Raw genomic sequence first — 16,180 nt, 5'->3', positions numbered from 1 at the left:
TCAGCCAAAGAAGGTCGCGCTGACCTGAAAGAGTTTTTCCACCGCACGCACATCGCGCTTGTTGGGAATGAACAAGATGATGTGGTCGTCGGCTTCGATCAGGGTGTCGTGGTGCGGCATCAGCACTTCGGATTTTTTGCCCTCGCCACGCACAATGGCCCCCATGCTCACACCTCGGGGCAGCTTGATTTCCTCAACCCGCCGCCCCACCAGCTTGGAAGTCTTGATGTCGCCGCGCGCAATGCCCTCCAGCGCTTCTGCTGCGCCCCGGCGCAGGCTGTGCACCGCCGCCACATCGCCCCGGCGCAGGTGCGCCAACAACTCGCCGATGACGGTTTGCGCAGGTGAGATCGCGATGTCAATTGTGCTGCCTTGCATCATGTCGGCATAAGCGCGGCGGTTGATCAAGGCCATGACGCGCCGTGCGCCCATGCGTTTGGCCAGCATGGCCGACATGATGTTGTCCTCGTCGTCGCTGGTGAGCGCGAGAAACAAGTCCATCGCCCCGACGTTTTCTTCGTGCAGCAGGTCTTCATCCGCACCATCGCCATGCAAGACCAGCGTGCGCGAAGGCAATTGGCTGGCCAGGTATTCACAGCGTTTTTTGTCGCGCTCGATCAGTTTGACCTCGTAACGGTCTGCCACATTGCGGGCCAAGCGCAGGCCCACTTTGCCACCCCCAGCCACCATCAGTCGCCGCACAGGTTGATCGGTCTTGTGCATGGCCGCCAACACGATCGGTATCGTTTGGGTGTCGGCCAACACAAACACCTCGTCGCCGGGCAGGATGCGGGTCTCGGGCAAGGCTTCCACCAGTGCATCCTGGCGATAGAGGGCCACCACACGCATCTCGGCATTGGGCAATCTGTCGCGAAACTCAGCGATGGTGTGGTTCACCAGCAGGCTGTCGGCCGCCGCACGCACCACGATCAGGCTGACGCGGCCCTCGGCAAATTCGAGCACCTGCAAGGCCTCGGGGTACTGGATGAGTTGTTCGATGTAGCGCGTGACCGACTCTTCAGGGCAGATCACATGGTCCACCGCAAAACCGGATTTGCCCAGCAACTCGTCGCCCTCGTTGAACTCGGGTGAACGCAGGCGGGCGATGGTGGTGGGCACGTTGAACACATCGTGGGCGATCTTGCAAACCACCAGGTTCGACTCGTCGGCCGCCGCACAGGCAATCAGCATGTCGGCATCTTGTGCCCCCGCTTCTTGCAGCACCGAGGGCTGAATGCCGTTGCCCACCACGCCGCGCAAATCCAGCCGCTCTTGCAACAGACGCAAGCGCTCGGGGTCTTGGTCGATGACGGTGATGTCGTTTTGCTCTGAAACCAGGCTTTCCGCGACGCTTTCGCCCACACGCCCCGCGCCCAAGATGATGATGTTCATGGGCCGCGATGATACGTGAAGGGTCGGCGCCAACCGGCCATTCAGGCGCTCAAAGTGCGCGCTGGATGATGATTTTCTGAACGTCGCTGGTGCCTTCGTAAATCTGGCAAACACGCACATCGCGGTAAATGCGCTCGACCGGAAAGTCGCTCACATAGCCGTAGCCGCCCAGGGTCTGGATGGCGGCGGAGCAGACTTTTTCGGCTGCTTCGCTGGCAAACAGCTTGGCCATGGCCGCTTCTTTGAGGCAAGGCCTTCCTGCGTCGCGCAAGCTGGCCGCATGCCAAATCAGCTGGCGTGCCGCTTCGAGCTGTGTGGCGCAGTCGGCCAGACGGAACCCCACCGCCTGGTGATTGAAGATGGACGTGCCAAAGCTCTCGCGCTGCTTGGCGTAGTCGATCGCCACATCCAAAGCGCTGCGTGCCATGCCCAGGCTTTGCGCAGCGATGCCGATGCGCCCGCCCTCCAAAGACGACAGGGCGATCTTGTAGCCCTCGCCCTCTTGGCCGATCAGGTTTTCGGCGGGGATGCGGCAGTTGTCGAAGTTGATCTGCGCAGTGTCGCTGCTGTGTTGGCCCAGCTTGTCTTCGAGGCGCGCCACCACATAACCCGGGGCGCTGGTGGGCACGAGGAAAGCGCTCATGCCTTTCTTGCCCGCACCCTTGTCGGTCACGGCAATCACCACCGCCACATCGCCGTGTTGGCCGCTGGTGATGAACTGCTTGACGCCGTTGATCACGTACTCGTCGCCGTCTTTCACGGCCGTGGTGCGCAGGGCCGAGGCGTCCGAGCCCACATGCGGCTCGGTCAGGCAAAACGCACCCAGCATCTGGCCTTGGGCCAGCGGCGTGAGCCACTTCGCTTTTTGCGCGGCGTTGCCGTACATCATCAAAATAGCGTTGACGGGGCAGTTGGTCACGCTGATGGTGGTGCTGACGCCGCCGTCACCGGCCGCGATTTCTTCGAGCACCAGCGCCAGCGTCACATAGTCCAGGCCCGCGCCGCCCAATTCTTCGGGCACACAAATGCCGTACGCCCCCAGCTCGGCCAGGCCCTTGTGCGCTTCTTTGGGAAAGTGGTGCTTCTTGTCCCACTCGGCGGCATGGGGCCACAGCTCGCGCTGGGCAAAGTCGCGCACGGCGTCGCGGATCATTTCTTGGTCGGGGGTCAGCAGCATGTCGGTCTTTCTTTGTGGGGTCACCAGGGCAGCGTGCTGCCGTCATGGTTCAAAAATGCGCCCCGGTGTTTGGGGTCACGTTGTTCAAGGACGTGGTTCAGCGTCTGACGCAGGCTGGCTGCGCTTTGCCGGGTTGTCAGCGGTGCCGCTGATCCGCCCATGTCGGTCTGCACCCAGCCGGGGTGGATGGCCAGCACGGTGATGTCCGGCTGCTCGGCCTGGGTGCATCGCACCACCATGTTGAGGGCAGCCTTGCTCACGCGGTACAGCGCGGCGTTGCCGCTCGTGGTCTCTTGCATGCTGCCCATGATGGAGCTGATGCAGGCGATCACGCCGCGTGTCTCTTGCACCATGGGCACGATTTGCGGGATGACCTGCATCGCGCCCATCACGTTGGTGTGCATCACCGCGTCAAAGCTGTCGCGGGTGGGTAGGGTGCTGGCTGAGGCACGGTCCATGGCTCCTGCCACATAGATGGCCAGATCAACTTTTTCGCCATCGAGCTGCCAGGACAGGCCTGAGTTGCTGGCCGGATTGGCCACATCGAGGCGCAGGGTTTGAGCACCCAAGGCCTTCAGGCTCGCGATGCCTTCGTCAGAGCGGGCAGTGGCGATCACGCGCCAGCCCTCAGCGAGGTACTGGCGGGCCAGTTCAAAGCCGATGCCGCGTGAGGCGCCTATCAGGAGAACAGTGGTCATGGTTTTGTGTTTTGTAGGAGCGACGCCCTCGTCGCGAATGGTTAGGTGATTCATCGCGACGAGGGCGTCGCTCCTACAAGGGATGCGTTAGACCAATTCCAGCGCCACGGCCGTGCCTTCGCCACCACCGATGCACAGCGTGGCCAGGCCTTTTTTGAGGCCACGGGCTTTGAGGGCGTGGATCAGCGTGACCATGATGCGCGCACCGGATGCGCCAATCGGGTGACCCAGGGCACAAGCGCCGCCATTCACATTGACCTTGTCGTGCGACACGTTCAGCTCTTTCATGAGCGCCATGGGCACCACGGCAAAGGCTTCGTTGACTTCCCACAGGTCGACGTCTTCGACTGTCCAGCCCGCTTTGGCCAGCGCCTTTTGGGTCGCGCCCACGGGTGCAGTGGCAAACCACTCGGGCTCTTGGGCGTGGGTGGCGTGGCTCACGATGCGGGCCAAGGGCTTGCAGCCCAACTTGGCTGCTGTGCTCTCGCGCATGAGCACCATGGCCGCTGCGCCGTCGTTGATGGACGAGCTGCTGGCGGCGGTGATGGTGCCGTCTTTCTTGAAGGCAGGCTTCAATGAAGTGATCTTGTCGAGCTTGACTTTGCCCGGGCCTTCGTCGATGGACACCACGCGTTCGCCGCTGCGGTCTTTCACCGTGACGGGCGTGATCTCGGTGGCAAAGGCGCCCGACTCAGTGGCGGCCTTGGCGCGCTGCACGCTGGTGGTGGCGAAGTGGTCTTGCTCGGCGCGGGTGAAGCTGTACTTGGCCGCGCAGTCTTCGCCAAAGGTGCCCATGCTGCGGCCGGGCTCGTAAGCGTCTTCTAGGCCGTCGAGCATCATGTGGTCAAAGATGCGGTCGTGGCCCATGCGGTAGCCGCCTCGGCCCTTGAGCATGAGGTAGGGCGCATTGGTCATGCTCTCCATGCCGCCAGCCACCAGCACGTCGTGTGTGCCGGCCACCAGCATGTCGTGCGCGAACATGGCCGCGCGCATGCCGGAGCCGCACATTTTGGACAAAGTGACCGCGCCCGCGCTCTTGGGCAAACCGCCCTTGAAGCCCGCCTGCCGTGCCGGAGCCTGGCCTTGGCCGGCCATCAGGCAGTTGCCAAACAGCACTTCGGTGACCAGCTCAGGGCTGATGCCTGCGCGCTCGACAGCGGCTTTGATGGCGGCACCACCCAGGTCGTGGGCGGCCAGTGGCGAGAAGTCGCCCTGGAAGCTGCCCATGGGGGTGCGGGCAGCGCTGACGATGACGATGGGGTCGTGTGACATGGTGAAGCCTTTCAAGTGGGTATGTCTTTGTGGATGTCGGCAATGATGAGGTGTTCGCCGGTTTCTTCTGCGGCGATGCGGCGGATGTAGGCCACGAAGTCGGGGTCTTCGCCGCGCAGCAAGAGTGGCAGGGCCAAACGGAAGTCGTCGCGCCTGCACCACTCGCGCATGTAGTCGTCCCAAGAGTTCCAGCGCCGCTGTTCGGTGGCACCCATGTTGTCGCGAAAGGCGATCAGGTAGGCCCGCTCGAACAAGGCGATCAGCATGTCGAAAATGGTCAACATGCGCTCTTTTTGGTCAGGTGTGGGATTGTGCAGGGCGTGCTGACTGCGCAGCTGCAGATCAGCGTGGTCCAGCACAACTTTCAGGAAATCGTTGTAGGCGTCAGAGAGGTGCTGGTAGGCCTCTTCTTCTTCGTTCTCGCGCTCCTTGCGCTGCTCCAGACAGAACACCCAGACGGCATAGGGCAGACCGAACACGGTCACCGCATAACTGCCCATCTCCAGAAGTTCAGCCAAGCTCATAGGCACATGACGATCAGACGCCCCGGGGGTAGCGCTTGAAGGCGCTGCGGAACACATCCACCACCTCATGGGCACCGCTCATGCTGACGCCCAAGTCTTTGGCCAGGCCGTCCTTGAGGCCATAGCACCAGCCGTGCACGCTGAGCTTTTGCCCGCGCGACCAAGCGTCTTGCACCACATTGGTCAAGGCCACGTTGCCCACCTGTTCGATCACGTTCATCTCGCACAGGGCGTCTTCTTGCTCGGGCACCGTGAGGTGATCCAGTCGGCGGCGGTGGCGCACCTTGACATCGTGAACATGGCGCAGCCAATTGTCAGCCAGGCCCACACGCATGCCCCGCAGCGTGGCCAGCACACCGCCACAGCCGTAGTGACCCACGACCATGATGTGCTCAACCTTGAGCGCATCCACCGCGTACTGGATGACCGACAACGCGTTCAGGTCCGAGTGCACCACCACATTGGCCACGTTGCGGTGCACAAACACCTCGCCGGGGTCCAAACCCGTGATCTGGTTGGCAGGAACGCGGCTGTCGGAGCAGCCGATCCACAAATACTTGGGGTTTTGCTGGTTGGCCAGGCGCGAGAAATACGCCGGGTCCTGACGGACCATGCTCTGCGCCCAGGCGCGGTTGTTGTCAAAAAGGTGCTGAAGTGAATGGCTCATGCGTCAATTGTCGCAGTGCAGCAGTAACCTCAGCAGGTTTCCGAAAACAGCTCGCGTCCGATCAGCATGCGGCGGATTTCGCTCGTGCCCGCACCGATTTCGTACAGCTTGGCGTCGCGCCACAAACGGCCCAGCGGGTATTCGTTGATGTAGCCGTTGCCACCAAAAATCTGCACGCCCTCGCCCGCCATCCAGGTGGCTTTTTCGGCCGTCCACAAAATGACGCTGGCGCAGTCCTTGCGCACCTGGCGCACATGTTCTGTGCCCAGCAGGTCCAGGTTTTTGGCCACGGTGTAGGCGAAGCTGCGACCGGCTTGCAGCACGGTGTACATGTCGGCCACTTTGCCCTGGATCAGCTGGAACTCGCCAATGCTTTGTCCAAATTGCTTGCGGTCGTGGATGTAGGGGATCACGTTGTCCATGACGGCCTGCATGATGCCCAGGGGGCCGCCCGTGAGCACAGCGCGTTCGTAGTCCAGGCCGCTCATCAGCACCTTGGCACCGTTGTTCAGGCCACCCAGAATGTTCTCGGCGGGAACCTCCACGTTGTTGAACACCAGCTCACCCGTGTGGCTGCCGCGCATGCCCAGCTTGTCGAGCTTTTGCGCAATGGAAAACCCCTTCATGCCCTTTTCGATCAAAAAGGCCGTCACGCCACGCGCACCGAGTTCTGGCTCGCTCTTGGCATACACCACCAGGGTGTCGGCGTCCGGGCCGTTGGTGATCCACATCTTGGAGCCGTTGAGCAGGTAGTAGCCGCCCTTGTCTTCGGCCTTGAGCTTCATGCTCAGCACGTCCGAGCCCGCACCGGGTTCGGACATGGCCAAGGCACCGACGTGCTCACCACTGATCAGCTTGGGCAGGTATTTGGCGCGCTGCTCAGGCGTGCCGTTGCGCTTGATCTGGTTGACACACAGGTTGGAATGCGCACCGTAGCTCAGGCCCACAGAGGCGCTGGCACGGGAGATTTCTTCCATGGCGATCATGTGTGCCAGATAGCCCATGTTCGCGCCGCCGTACTCTTCGCCCACGGTGATGCCCAGCACGCCCAGGTCACCCATCTTGCGCCACAGGTCCATGGGGAACTGGTCATTGCGGTCGATTTCGGCCGCGCGGGGGGCGATTTCGGCTTGCGCAAAGTCGCGTACCGCGTCGCGCAGGGCGTCGATGTCTTCACCGAGTTGGAAGTTCAGGCCGGGCAGGTTGTTCATGGTTTCTCCGTTAAGCGTTGAGTGTTGGGCTTTGGGCTTGGGTTGTTTGTACAGTGGCGTTGGGTGTCCACGCTGAACGCTCAACGCCCAACGCTGAACAACGAACCAACTAGTAAGTTTTAGGCACAGGCACCAGCGTCGACTGCATCACGGCACAGTCCGAGCGTTGGCCGCTGTCGTCGATGTGCACCACTTCGGCGGTGGTCACGATGATGCGTTTGCCCGCTTTGGTGACGCGGCCGATGGCGCGAATCTCGCCGCCTTGAAAGTTGGACAGGAAGTTGATCTTGTATTCCACGGTGGTGACCTCCATGCCTTCTGGTGCCACGGTCAGTGCAGCGTAACCGGCCGCGATGTCCGCCAACGCGCCAATGGCACCGCCGTGAAAACCGCCTTGTTGCTGTGTCACCTTGTCGCTGTAGGGCACCGCCAATTCGACTTGGCCGACCACGGCCGAAAGCAGGCGCACCCCCAAATGGTTCATCATGCCTTGACGCTCAAGGCTCTGGGCGACGCGCTGGTGGGGGGTTGCAGTTGAGGTCACAACAATTCCTGTCATCGATGAAGCCGTGACTTTAATTGACGTTTACGTAAACGTCAATTAAAAACAGCCAGTCTGATGGTTTGGGGTTTCCCGGAACTCAAGCCGTTTGAGCGGCTTTGGTGGCCTTGGTCAGCAAACTTCGGGTTTCTTTTTCATGGGCCTTGACCTCGTCCAGTGTGGCTTGCAGGTCGGCCAATTGAGATTCGAGTTGCTGGCGGTGCTCGGCCAATACGACCAGGAATTTCTTCAATTGCGGCATGGTGTCGCGCGGGCTGTCGTACATGTCAATGAGGTCCTTGGCCTCGTTGAGCGATAAACCCAAGCGCTTGGCCCGCAAGGTGAGTTTGAGCCGTGTTCGGTCACGCGCCGAATACACCCGGTTGCGCCCGCCTGGGCCGGAGCGCTCCGGCTCCAGCAAACCCATGTCTTCGTAAAAACGGATGGCGCGGGTGGTCAGGTCAAATTCTTGGGCCAAATCGCTGATCGTGTATTGGTTCGCCATGGCGGAGGGTCCTCACCTTGCTTGTGTCGGGAGGCGCGTTTCCAGCCCCACCCAACAGGATTTCATATTGACGTTAACGTCAACGTCAACGTTCGCATGCTAACCGAAAGCCCTTGGCTTTTTCCACCCGGAGGGGACGGTCAGCGCAACACCCCAGAAAGCCGTATCACTCTGGGCGCGAAGAAGCTTTGGGCAGGTTTGCCAACGCTGGAGCGCTTGACACAAGGCAAAACACCGAGGTGGGGCTCAATCTTCTTTCAGATCCACTGGCGCTTGGCGCAAGGCTTTGCGCCGCTGGGCATAGTCGGGCATGACTTCGGCAACGGTGTCCCAAAACCGTGGGCTGTGGTTCATCTCGCGCAGGTGCGCCAATTCGTGGACCACCACGTAATCGATCTGCCCCATCGGCAAGTGGATCAGTCGCCAGTTCAAACGAATATGCCCGTCGGTTCGGGCGCTGCCCCAACGTGTGCTGGCACTGGACAAACTGAGCTTGGACCAATTCACCCCCAATTGCGGTGCGAAGTGCTGCAGGCGCTGCTCGAACAAGCTTTTGGCCTGTTTTTTGAGCCAGACCTGCGCAGCATCGCGCACCTGGGTCACCGAGGCGCCGGGGGGCACTGTCACGGGCAGCACCTGATCCGGATGAAGGTCTTGCCCGTTCAGCCGCCCAAGTCCCCGTTCCAAAACGCACAGTTGGAGCGTACGCCCCAAAAATGGCACATCTGCGCCGTGCCGCCATTCGATGGCTTTTTGAAATTGTTCCGTCTGCCGATCTTTGAATTGCTGCAGTTTGGTGACAATCCATGCGCTTTTTTCCTGAACTGCCGCATCCACTTCGCGCAAAGTGATCCAACTCGGAGCGCGCACGACCAAACCATCTGCCCCGACCTGAAAGCCAATGCTTTTGCGGCGTGACCGCTCAAGCCGGTAAGCCACATGCACATCCTGAAATTGGGCATGGCGATTGGCTGCAGGGTGGGTGAATCCAATCTGTGGCAAAGAAGGTCCACCGAGGGTCTGCTCGGGGGAAATCGATGCGCTCGCAGGGTTTTTGGGTACAGCAGGCTCTAAGGGTAGAGCATTAGGCACAGACCGCGCTGGCCGCCCAACCGGGTCACTCCCCGTGAAAAAGTCCAGCACAAATTGCAAAGGCGCTCGCATGCCGGGTCGCCTGTCCTTTTATTGGACGGCCGAAACCAAGGGGTAGGCCTCCGGGTCGAGTCGGTGCATTTCAGACTCGATCCAACGCTCGACTTCCAGCATCAGCTCTTCGGCGCTTCGGCCTTCGCTGGCAATGGCTTTGCCAATCGAAATGTCCACCACACCGGGTGTCTTGACAAAGGCGCGCGTGGGCCAGCAACGCGCCGAGGTCACAGCAATCGGAATCACCGGCACGCCTGCTGCGATGGCCAAACGCGCACCACCGCTTTTGTACTCACCTTTTTGACCGCGTGGGATGCGCGTGCCCTCTGGAAACATGATGACCCAAACACCTTCTTGCATGAGGCGGCGACCTTGCTGCACCACCTTGGCAAAGGCGCGTGAACGCTGCTTGCGGTCAATGTGAATCATGTCCAGACGACCCATGGCCCAACCAAAAAAGGGCACACTCAGCAGTTCTTTTTTGAATACATAAGCCAAGGGGTGGGGCATGATGGCGGGCATGACAAACGTCTCCCAGGTGGACTGGTGCTTGACCAGTAAAACTGCAGGATCCTTGCTGCCCTGGGGCAGGTTTTCCATGCCTTGGATACGGTTTTGAATGCCCAAAATCCAGGTGCCGCTGTTCACCGCCAAGCGCAACCAAGCGGCACAAATCCAGTACAAACGGGTGCTGCTGACAAAGTACGAAATCGCCACCACAAACAGCGCCCAAGGGATGACTGTGATGGCCATCCACACGATGTGAACAAGAGAGCGTAAAAAGTTCATGGTTTGCTACAGGTCAATGTGAGGCACGGGCTGGATCAGGCCCCAACAAGTGATCAACGCAAGCGGCCAAGTCTCGATGCACACAGGTGTTAGAGGGAAACTCTGGAGGCAGCGTCTGACCCAGCCACTCTGGATGACGACCGCTCAGCACCAAATGCGGCACACACGCTGAAATGGCGGCCACTTGCATGTCGCTCAGACTGTTGCCAATGCACGGAACACCCGTCAGGTCAACACCGTAGCGTTCTGAAATTTGCAAGAAAAGACCCGGCAAAGGTTTGCGGCAAGTGCAAGCCTCTTCGGCAGTATGCGGGCAATAAAAAAAGGCATCAATCCGTCCGCCTACCGCCGCCAGCTTCTTGATCAAATGGCTGTGCACCTCGTTGAACGCCGCCATGTCAAACAAACCCCGCCCCAAGCCCGACTCGTTGGTGGCCAAAACCACATGAAAACCCGCATGGTTCAGTCGGCTGATGGCCTCCAAGGCACCCGGCAGCGGCTCCCAGGCTTGGGGAGACTTGACAAACTCGTCCCCGGTCCGGTTGATGGTCCCGTCCCGGTCCAGAATCACGAGCTTCAGATTGGCATTCATGGCCGTGTGCGCATCAGGCCGCCAGACGCGACAAATCGGCCACACGGTTCATGGCCACATGCAGGCTTTTCAGCAGGCCCTGACGGTTCAAGCGCAGGTCCATGGCTTCGGCGTTGACCATCACGTCGTCAAAGAAAGCGTCCACCGGGGCGCGCAGCGCGGCCAAGGTTTGCAGGCTGGCGGTGTAGTCGCCCGCCTTGAACTGCGCCTCGGACTCAGGCAACAACTTTTGCATCGCGGCGTACAGGCCCTTTTCGGCGTCTTCCTGCAGCAAGGCGGGGTTGACGTGGGCGTCCACCTCACCGGCTTTTTTCAGGATGTTGCCGATGCGCTTGTTGGCTGCAGCCAAAGCGGGGCTTTCAGGCAAGGCGGCAAAAGAACGCACGGCCGACAAAAACTGGCTGACCTGACCCAAGCGGGCTGGGCGCAGGGCCATGACGGCGTCAACCTCTTGCGCGCTGAAGCCTTGCTCGCGCAGGCTTCCGGCCAGGCGATCGTAGATGAAGTCGATCAGCGCATCGGCCTTGCCCGAAATCTTGTCGCCAAACACGAGGATCGACAGGGCCAACAATTCCGGCAAGCCCAGCGCCACGTCTTTTTCGATCAGCATGCGGATCACGCCCAAAGCGTGGCGGCGCAGTGCAAACGGGTCTTTGTCGCCGGTGGGCACGTTGCCGATGCCGAACATCCCGACCAGAGTTTCGAGCTTGTCGGCCAGCGCTACCACCAGACCCACGTTGTTACGCGGCAACTCGTCACCCGCAAAGCGGGGTTTGTAATGGTCTTCAACGGCCTCGGCCACTTCGGCCGACAGGCCGTCGTGGCGGGCGTAGTAGCCACCCATGATGCCTTGCAATTCAGGGAATTCGCCCACCATGTCGGTCAGCAAGTCGGTCTTGGCCAGGCGTGCGGCCTGCTCGGCTTGCTGCGCCAGCGCATCGCCACCCATTTGCTGGCCGATGGCTTGGGCGATGGCGCAAACCCGCGCCATGCGCTCGCCCTGCGTGCCGAGCTTGTTGTGATAAACCACTTTGGACAGACCTTCGACGCGCGATTCGAGCGTCTTTTTCCGGTCCTGGTCGAAGAAGAATTTGGCATCGGCCAGGCGCGGGCGCACCACGCGCTCGTTGCCGCCGATCACAAACGACGCATCCTCGGGGCTGATGTTGCTCACCACCAAGAACCGGTTCGTCAGCTTGCCTGACGCATCGATCAAGGGGAAGTATTTCTGGTTGGCCTTCATCGTCAGAATCAAGCACTCTTGCGGCACGCCCAAGAACTCGGTCTCGAACTGGCAAGTCAGCACATTGGGGCGTTCGACCAGCGCGGTCACTTCGTCCAGCAGGGCTTCATCTTCGATCGGACGAGCACCGTTGCCCACTTTGGCCGCAGCAGCGTTCAGCTGGCGCACGATCTCAGCACGGCGCTCAGCGAAGCTGGCGATGACCGAGCCGTCGCGCTTGAGCACTTCGTCGTATTGGTCAGCGTGCGGCAAGACCACGGGCGAAACCTTGGCTTCAAAGCGGTGGCCTTGGGTGCTGTTGCCAGCCGTCAGACCCAGCGCTTTAACGGGCACCACGGTGCTTCCGTGCAGCGCGATCAGGCTGTGTGCGGGGCGCACAAAATTCACGCTGCTCCAGCCTGGCAGCTCGCAATCGGTTTCCAGCTGGTACTGCATGACCTTGGGGATCGGCAGCTTGGCCAGCGCTTCTTCCAAAGCTTTTTGCAGGCCCGCTTGCAATGAAGCGCCTTTCAGCAGGCTGTCGTAAAACAAGGCTTCGGCCTTGCCATCAGGCGCACGTTTGAGCGCGGCCACGGCGGCGGCCGGGTCGCTCACGTCAGCGCCCAGGGCTTGCAGTTTTTTCAGCAATGCGGGGGTGGCGTTGCCCGCTGCGTCCAGGCCCACGGCCACGGGCATCAGCTTTTGCTGCACGGCTTTGTCGGCGGCTTGTGCAGCCACACCGGTCACATGCGCGGCCAGGCGGCGGGGCGAGGCAAACGCCATCACCACCGCGTCGGCAGCGGCCAGGCCCTGGGCCTTGAGTTGTTCGGCCAACACGCCCGAAAAGGCCGCACCCAACTTGTTGAGCGCCTTGGGCGGCAGCTCTTCCACAAACAGTTCTACCAGCAAATTTTGTGTCGTCATGTTGTTCTCCCTCACGCGGCTTTCTTGGGCATTTGGGCAACCCATTCACGCGGGGCCATCGGGAAGTCCAGACGTTCGCGGCTTTCGTAATAACTCTGGGCCACGCTGCGGGCCAGGTTGCGGATGCGGCCGATGTAGGCTGCGCGCTCGGTCACGCTGATCGCGCCACGCGCGTCCAGCAAGTTGAAGGTGTGTGCGGCCTTGAGCACTTGCTCGTAAGCAGGCAACGCCAGCTGTGCGCCCATGAGGTGCTGGGCTTGCTTTTCGTGCGCACCAAAGGCGGTGAACAAAAACTCGGCATCGCTGTGCTCAAAGTTGTAGGTCGATTGCTCGACTTCGTTTTGCTTGTACACGTCACCGTAGGTCAAACCGTCGGTCCACTGCAGGTTGTAGACGTTGTCCACGCCTTGCAAATACATGGCCAGGCGCTCCAAACCGTAGGTGATCTCGCCCGTGATCGGCTTGCAGTCGATGCCGCCGACTTGCTGGAAATAGGTGAACTGCGTGACTTCCATGCCGTTCAACCACACCTCCCAGCCCAGACCCCAAGCGCCGAGTGTGGGGTTTTCCCAATCGTCTTCGACAAAACGAATGTCGTTTTTCTTGAGGTCAAAGCCCAGTGCTTCGAGCGAGCCCAGGTAAAGCTCCAGAATGTTGCTGGGAGCTGGCTTCAAAACGACCTGAAACTGGTAGTAGTGCTGCAGGCGGTTGGGGTTCTCTCCGTAGCGGCCATCCTTGGGGCGGCGGCTGGGCTGCACGTAGGCGGCTTTCCATGGCTCGGGGCCGATGGCGCGCAAAAACGTGGCGGTGTGGCTGGTGCCCGCACCGACTTCCATGTCGTAGGGTTGAAGCAAGGCGCAGCCCTGGGCGTCCCAGTACTGCTGCAATTTGAGAATGATTTGCTGGAAGGTCAACATGGCCTGAGCAGGCCAGCAGCGAGCTGGCTGAGTTTGGATGGACGCAAACTTGCGCGAACCCTCCATTTTACGGTCTTTGGCAAGCACTTTGGTTGGCTTGTGGGCCAAACCCGTGCGGCCTAAAACACCGCCCCATTTTGACGACGTCGCCAAAAGCCCAAAGCCAGCGTGCCACCACAGAGCAACCACATGGGCCACAAACCCACACTGCTCGTCCATCTGACATAGGGCGTCAGTCCATGCCGCCCTTCAAAAGTGCCCGACAAACTGCCCCGGGTAAAGCGTGGCAATTGCTGCACCACCCGGCCTTGGTGATCGATGATGGCCGTGGCACCCGTGTTGGTGGCCCTGAGCATGGGGCGGCCCAACTCCATGGCCCTCATGCGCGAGATGTTGAGGTGCTGATCGACGGCCAAAGTATCACCAAACCAGGCAATATTGCTCACATTCACCAAGGCCGTGGGGGCGTACTTCGGATCGTTGAATCGGATGGCCAATTCCTCACCAAATAGATCCTCGTAACAGATGTTGATGGCCAAGCGCTGTCCTTGCCAAAGCAGTGAAGCCTGATCCCAGTCACCCGACTTAAAGTTACCCAGTGGGATGTTCATCATGCGGATAAACCACACAAAACCGGGTGGCATGAATTCCCCAAAAGGCACCAGATGCGCCTTGTCATAGCGGTATGCCTGGGACGTTGATGGCCCCAGAGCCACGACCGAATTGGTGTATCCATCTGCCCGATTGCCCAAAGGAACGCCCACCAATGCCATGCCGCCCGAGCGTGAAAAGTGTTGTGTCAATTCCGCCCAGTACCCTGGCGGCAATTGACCTGGAAGCAAAGGAATGGCCGTCTCTGGGGCCACCACGAGAGGTTCACGCGTGCTGCGCAGCTGGGAGTCGTACCACGCCAGGGCATCACGCACCCCACTGGCCGCTTGAAATTTATCGGTCTGTGAAATATTGGCCTGCAACAATTCGACCCGGCTTGTGCCCGCCGATGTGGTGAATGACGGCGCGAACACGTGCAATGCCCCGGTGACCAATCCGATTGCGGCCAAAGGTTTAAGCGCTCGCCATCGCCAACCGGCCAAAGCCAACCGCATGGCCAGCCACGCGGCAATCGCCCCGATGCCATAAACGCCTGTCCAGGGGGCCCATGTCGCCAAGAAACCATCGACATGTGCATAACCCACCGCGCCCCATGGAAAACCTGTGAGCCAACGCCCGCGAGCCAATTCGGCCAAAGTCCACAGCGCAGCAAACAGGGCACTGGCCAGGCCGGGGCGTTGAACGATCAAGCCAGGAACGAGAAACACCCACAGCGCCGAAGCGACCGCATAATAAATTCCCAATGCACCCGCCAACATCAACACAGCCAAAACTGCCAATGGGGCCGGCAATCCTCCCACTTGGTGCATCGACACATACAACCACCAAAAACACCCCGCCAACCAAGCTGCAGCAAACACACCGCCCTGCCAAGCTGCGCGTTTGAGCGTTGCTCGGCCTTTCTCGGTGTTTTGAACCAGTCCAGCCAATCCACTGCACAGCAAGATCATGCTCAGGATCTGAAGCCATCCTTGGGCCTGCCCACTGCCAGGCATGGCCACTGAAGCCGCTTGTGCAGCGCCCGCCATGGCGAGCCACAACGTTGGAAACTTCTGTGCGTGTGGCCGCTTGATGCTCATGTCGACATCTTTGAACTTGCAGCAACTGACAAAGGCGAAACCTTGAACCATCTCACTGCACCAGCTCGGGTGTGCAAGACGACAAACTGAAGCCCAGCCAATGCGTATTTTTCACCGCGTCGGGGCACATGACCCATTTCATGCGAAATGAATCCACCCAGGGTGTCAAAGTCTGGTGCGTCATGCTCTTTGCGTGCACTGGCCAGGTCCACACCAAATGCCTCACTCACGCGTGCGAGTGAAGCGTCACCACGGATGCGAAAACTTCGATCGTCCATGGCCAAGATATCGCCTTGGTCATCCGCAATATCAAACTCGTCTTCAATTTCACCAACGATTTGCTCCAGCACATCTTCGATGGTGATCAAACCTGCCGTTCGGCCAAATTCATCAATCACGATGGCCAAGTGGTTGCGGTCATCTTTGAATTGACGCAACAAGTCATTCAAGCCCTTGCTTTCAGGCACAAAGACAGCGGGCCTCAACAAGGCACGCAGATTCAACTCCCCAGACCTTGACAGCTTGAGCAAGTCCTTGGCCAGCAAGATGCCAATGACGTTTTCTGTCTCGCCTTCAAACACTGGAAAACGAGAATGGGCGGTTTCTATGACCTGATTCATCAATTGATCAAAGGGATCCTCGATGTTGAGCATGTCCATCCGCGGGGCCGCCACCATCACATCCCCCGCCGTCATATCGGCCATGCGAATGACCCCCTCCAGCATCAAGCGGCTTTCAGCATTGATGATGTGATTGTCCTCAGCCTCAGCCAAGGTCTGGATCAACTCATCTGCAGAGTCAGGGCCAGGATGTATGAACTCAGCGAGTTTTTGCAGAAAACCTCGCTTGTCTTCACGTTCAGGATGGGGTGCATGGGCACGCGCTGGTAAAGGGTCTGACACAGTCAAATGA

The 16,180-nt window shown here is 60.0% G+C and carries 16 protein-coding genes; all 16 read right to left on the bottom strand.

Annotation, left to right across the window (positions count from 1 at the left end; all coding sequences use genetic code 11):
• Positions 1-1,392 (bottom strand): Trk system potassium transporter TrkA, encoded by a 1,392-nt coding sequence (trkA, locus tag B9Z48_RS16315; protein ID WP_108379783.1) that lies wholly within the window; start codon positions 1,390-1,392, stop codon positions 1-3.
• Between the two features lie 49 nt (positions 1,393-1,441).
• Positions 1,442-2,569: an acyl-CoA dehydrogenase family protein gene (locus B9Z48_RS16310; protein ID WP_108379892.1), complete on the bottom strand. Its 1,128-nt coding sequence runs from the start codon at positions 2,567-2,569 to the stop codon at positions 1,442-1,444.
• Positions 2,570-2,589: 20 nt separating this feature from the next.
• Positions 2,590-3,267: an SDR family oxidoreductase gene (locus B9Z48_RS16305; RefSeq protein ID WP_108379781.1), complete on the bottom strand. Its 678-nt coding sequence runs from the start codon at positions 3,265-3,267 to the stop codon at positions 2,590-2,592.
• An 87-nt stretch (positions 3,268-3,354) separates the two neighbouring features.
• Positions 3,355-4,539, bottom strand: a complete 1,185-nt coding sequence (locus B9Z48_RS16300; protein ID WP_108379890.1) for an acetyl-CoA C-acyltransferase — start codon at positions 4,537-4,539, stop codon at positions 3,355-3,357.
• An 11-nt stretch (positions 4,540-4,550) separates the two neighbouring features.
• Entirely contained in the window at positions 4,551-5,063 is a 513-nt protein-coding gene (locus B9Z48_RS16295) for a hypothetical protein (protein ID WP_108379779.1), read from the bottom strand.
• 13 nt (positions 5,064-5,076) lie between these two features.
• A complete protein-coding gene (gene can / locus B9Z48_RS16290; RefSeq protein ID WP_108379777.1) occupies positions 5,077-5,730 on the bottom strand; it encodes a carbonate dehydratase in 654 nt (217 codons plus the stop codon).
• A 29-nt stretch (positions 5,731-5,759) separates the two neighbouring features.
• A complete protein-coding gene (locus B9Z48_RS16285; protein ID WP_053172384.1) occupies positions 5,760-6,941 on the bottom strand; it encodes an isovaleryl-CoA dehydrogenase in 1,182 nt (393 codons plus the stop codon).
• Between the two features lie 109 nt (positions 6,942-7,050).
• A complete protein-coding gene (locus B9Z48_RS16280) occupies positions 7,051-7,485 on the bottom strand; it encodes a PaaI family thioesterase (RefSeq protein ID WP_233261164.1) in 435 nt (144 codons plus the stop codon).
• 97 nt (positions 7,486-7,582) lie between these two features.
• Entirely contained in the window at positions 7,583-7,987 is a 405-nt protein-coding gene (locus tag B9Z48_RS16275) for a MerR family DNA-binding transcriptional regulator (RefSeq protein WP_089951820.1), read from the bottom strand.
• Between the two features lie 246 nt (positions 7,988-8,233).
• A complete protein-coding gene (locus B9Z48_RS16270) occupies positions 8,234-8,989 on the bottom strand; it encodes a M48 family metallopeptidase (RefSeq protein WP_368665926.1) in 756 nt (251 codons plus the stop codon).
• Between the two features lie 180 nt (positions 8,990-9,169).
• A complete protein-coding gene (locus B9Z48_RS16265; protein WP_108379773.1) occupies positions 9,170-9,922 on the bottom strand; it encodes a 1-acyl-sn-glycerol-3-phosphate acyltransferase in 753 nt (250 codons plus the stop codon).
• A 13-nt stretch (positions 9,923-9,935) separates the two neighbouring features.
• Positions 9,936-10,514, bottom strand: coding sequence for a D-glycero-beta-D-manno-heptose 1,7-bisphosphate 7-phosphatase (gene gmhB, locus B9Z48_RS16260; protein ID WP_108379771.1), 579 nt, complete (start codon positions 10,512-10,514; stop codon positions 9,936-9,938).
• Between the two features lie 13 nt (positions 10,515-10,527).
• Complete coding sequence (gene glyS / locus B9Z48_RS16255) at positions 10,528-12,660, bottom strand: glycine--tRNA ligase subunit beta (protein ID WP_108379888.1); 2,133 nt, start codon at positions 12,658-12,660, stop codon at positions 10,528-10,530.
• 11 nt (positions 12,661-12,671) lie between these two features.
• Positions 12,672-13,577 (bottom strand): glycine--tRNA ligase subunit alpha, encoded by a 906-nt coding sequence (gene glyQ, locus B9Z48_RS16250; protein WP_089952531.1) that lies wholly within the window; start codon positions 13,575-13,577, stop codon positions 12,672-12,674.
• 119 nt (positions 13,578-13,696) lie between these two features.
• Positions 13,697-15,268, bottom strand: a complete 1,572-nt coding sequence (gene lnt / locus B9Z48_RS16245; protein WP_108379769.1) for an apolipoprotein N-acyltransferase — start codon at positions 15,266-15,268, stop codon at positions 13,697-13,699.
• On the bottom strand, positions 15,265-16,170 hold the full coding sequence (locus B9Z48_RS16240; protein ID WP_108379886.1) for an HlyC/CorC family transporter: 906 nt from the start codon (positions 16,168-16,170) through the stop codon (positions 15,265-15,267). The genes lnt and B9Z48_RS16240 overlap by 4 nt, the downstream gene beginning before the upstream one ends.
• Between the last annotated feature and the right edge of the window lie 10 nt (positions 16,171-16,180).

Source organism: Limnohabitans sp. WS1 (assembly GCF_003063265.1).
Classification (GTDB): domain Bacteria; phylum Pseudomonadota; class Gammaproteobacteria; order Burkholderiales; family Burkholderiaceae_C; genus Limnohabitans_A.
Note: the sequence above shows the minus strand (reverse complement) of the source record. Positions and strands in the feature narration are given on the sequence as shown.

Bases quoted from the DNA above. Each gene is read 5' to 3' on its own strand.
- gmhB (WP_108379771.1), bottom strand. From the start codon at position 10,514: ATGAATGCCAATCTGAAGCTCGTGATTCTGGACCGGGACGGGACCATC.
- B9Z48_RS16310 (WP_108379892.1), bottom strand. From the start codon at position 2,569: ATGCTGCTGACCCCCGACCAAGAAATGATCCGCGACGCCGTGCGCGAC.
- trkA (WP_108379783.1), bottom strand. From the start codon at position 1,392: ATGAACATCATCATCTTGGGCGCGGGGCGTGTGGGCGAAAGCGTCGCG.
- can (WP_108379777.1), bottom strand. From the start codon at position 5,730: ATGAGCCATTCACTTCAGCACCTTTTTGACAACAACCGCGCCTGGGCG.
- B9Z48_RS16275 (WP_089951820.1), bottom strand. From the start codon at position 7,987: ATGGCGAACCAATACACGATCAGCGATTTGGCCCAAGAATTTGACCTG.
- lnt (WP_108379769.1), bottom strand. From the start codon at position 15,268: ATGAGCATCAAGCGGCCACACGCACAGAAGTTTCCAACGTTGTGGCTC.
- glyS (WP_108379888.1), bottom strand. From the start codon at position 12,660: ATGACGACACAAAATTTGCTGGTAGAACTGTTTGTGGAAGAGCTGCCG.
- B9Z48_RS16285 (WP_053172384.1), bottom strand. From the start codon at position 6,941: ATGAACAACCTGCCCGGCCTGAACTTCCAACTCGGTGAAGACATCGAC.
- B9Z48_RS16300 (WP_108379890.1), bottom strand. From the start codon at position 4,539: ATGTCACACGACCCCATCGTCATCGTCAGCGCTGCCCGCACCCCCATG.
- glyQ (WP_089952531.1), bottom strand. From the start codon at position 13,577: ATGTTGACCTTCCAGCAAATCATTCTCAAATTGCAGCAGTACTGGGAC.
- B9Z48_RS16295 (WP_108379779.1), bottom strand. From the start codon at position 5,063: ATGAGCTTGGCTGAACTTCTGGAGATGGGCAGTTATGCGGTGACCGTG.
- B9Z48_RS16305 (WP_108379781.1), bottom strand. From the start codon at position 3,267: ATGACCACTGTTCTCCTGATAGGCGCCTCACGCGGCATCGGCTTTGAA.
- B9Z48_RS16265 (WP_108379773.1), bottom strand. From the start codon at position 9,922: ATGAACTTTTTACGCTCTCTTGTTCACATCGTGTGGATGGCCATCACA.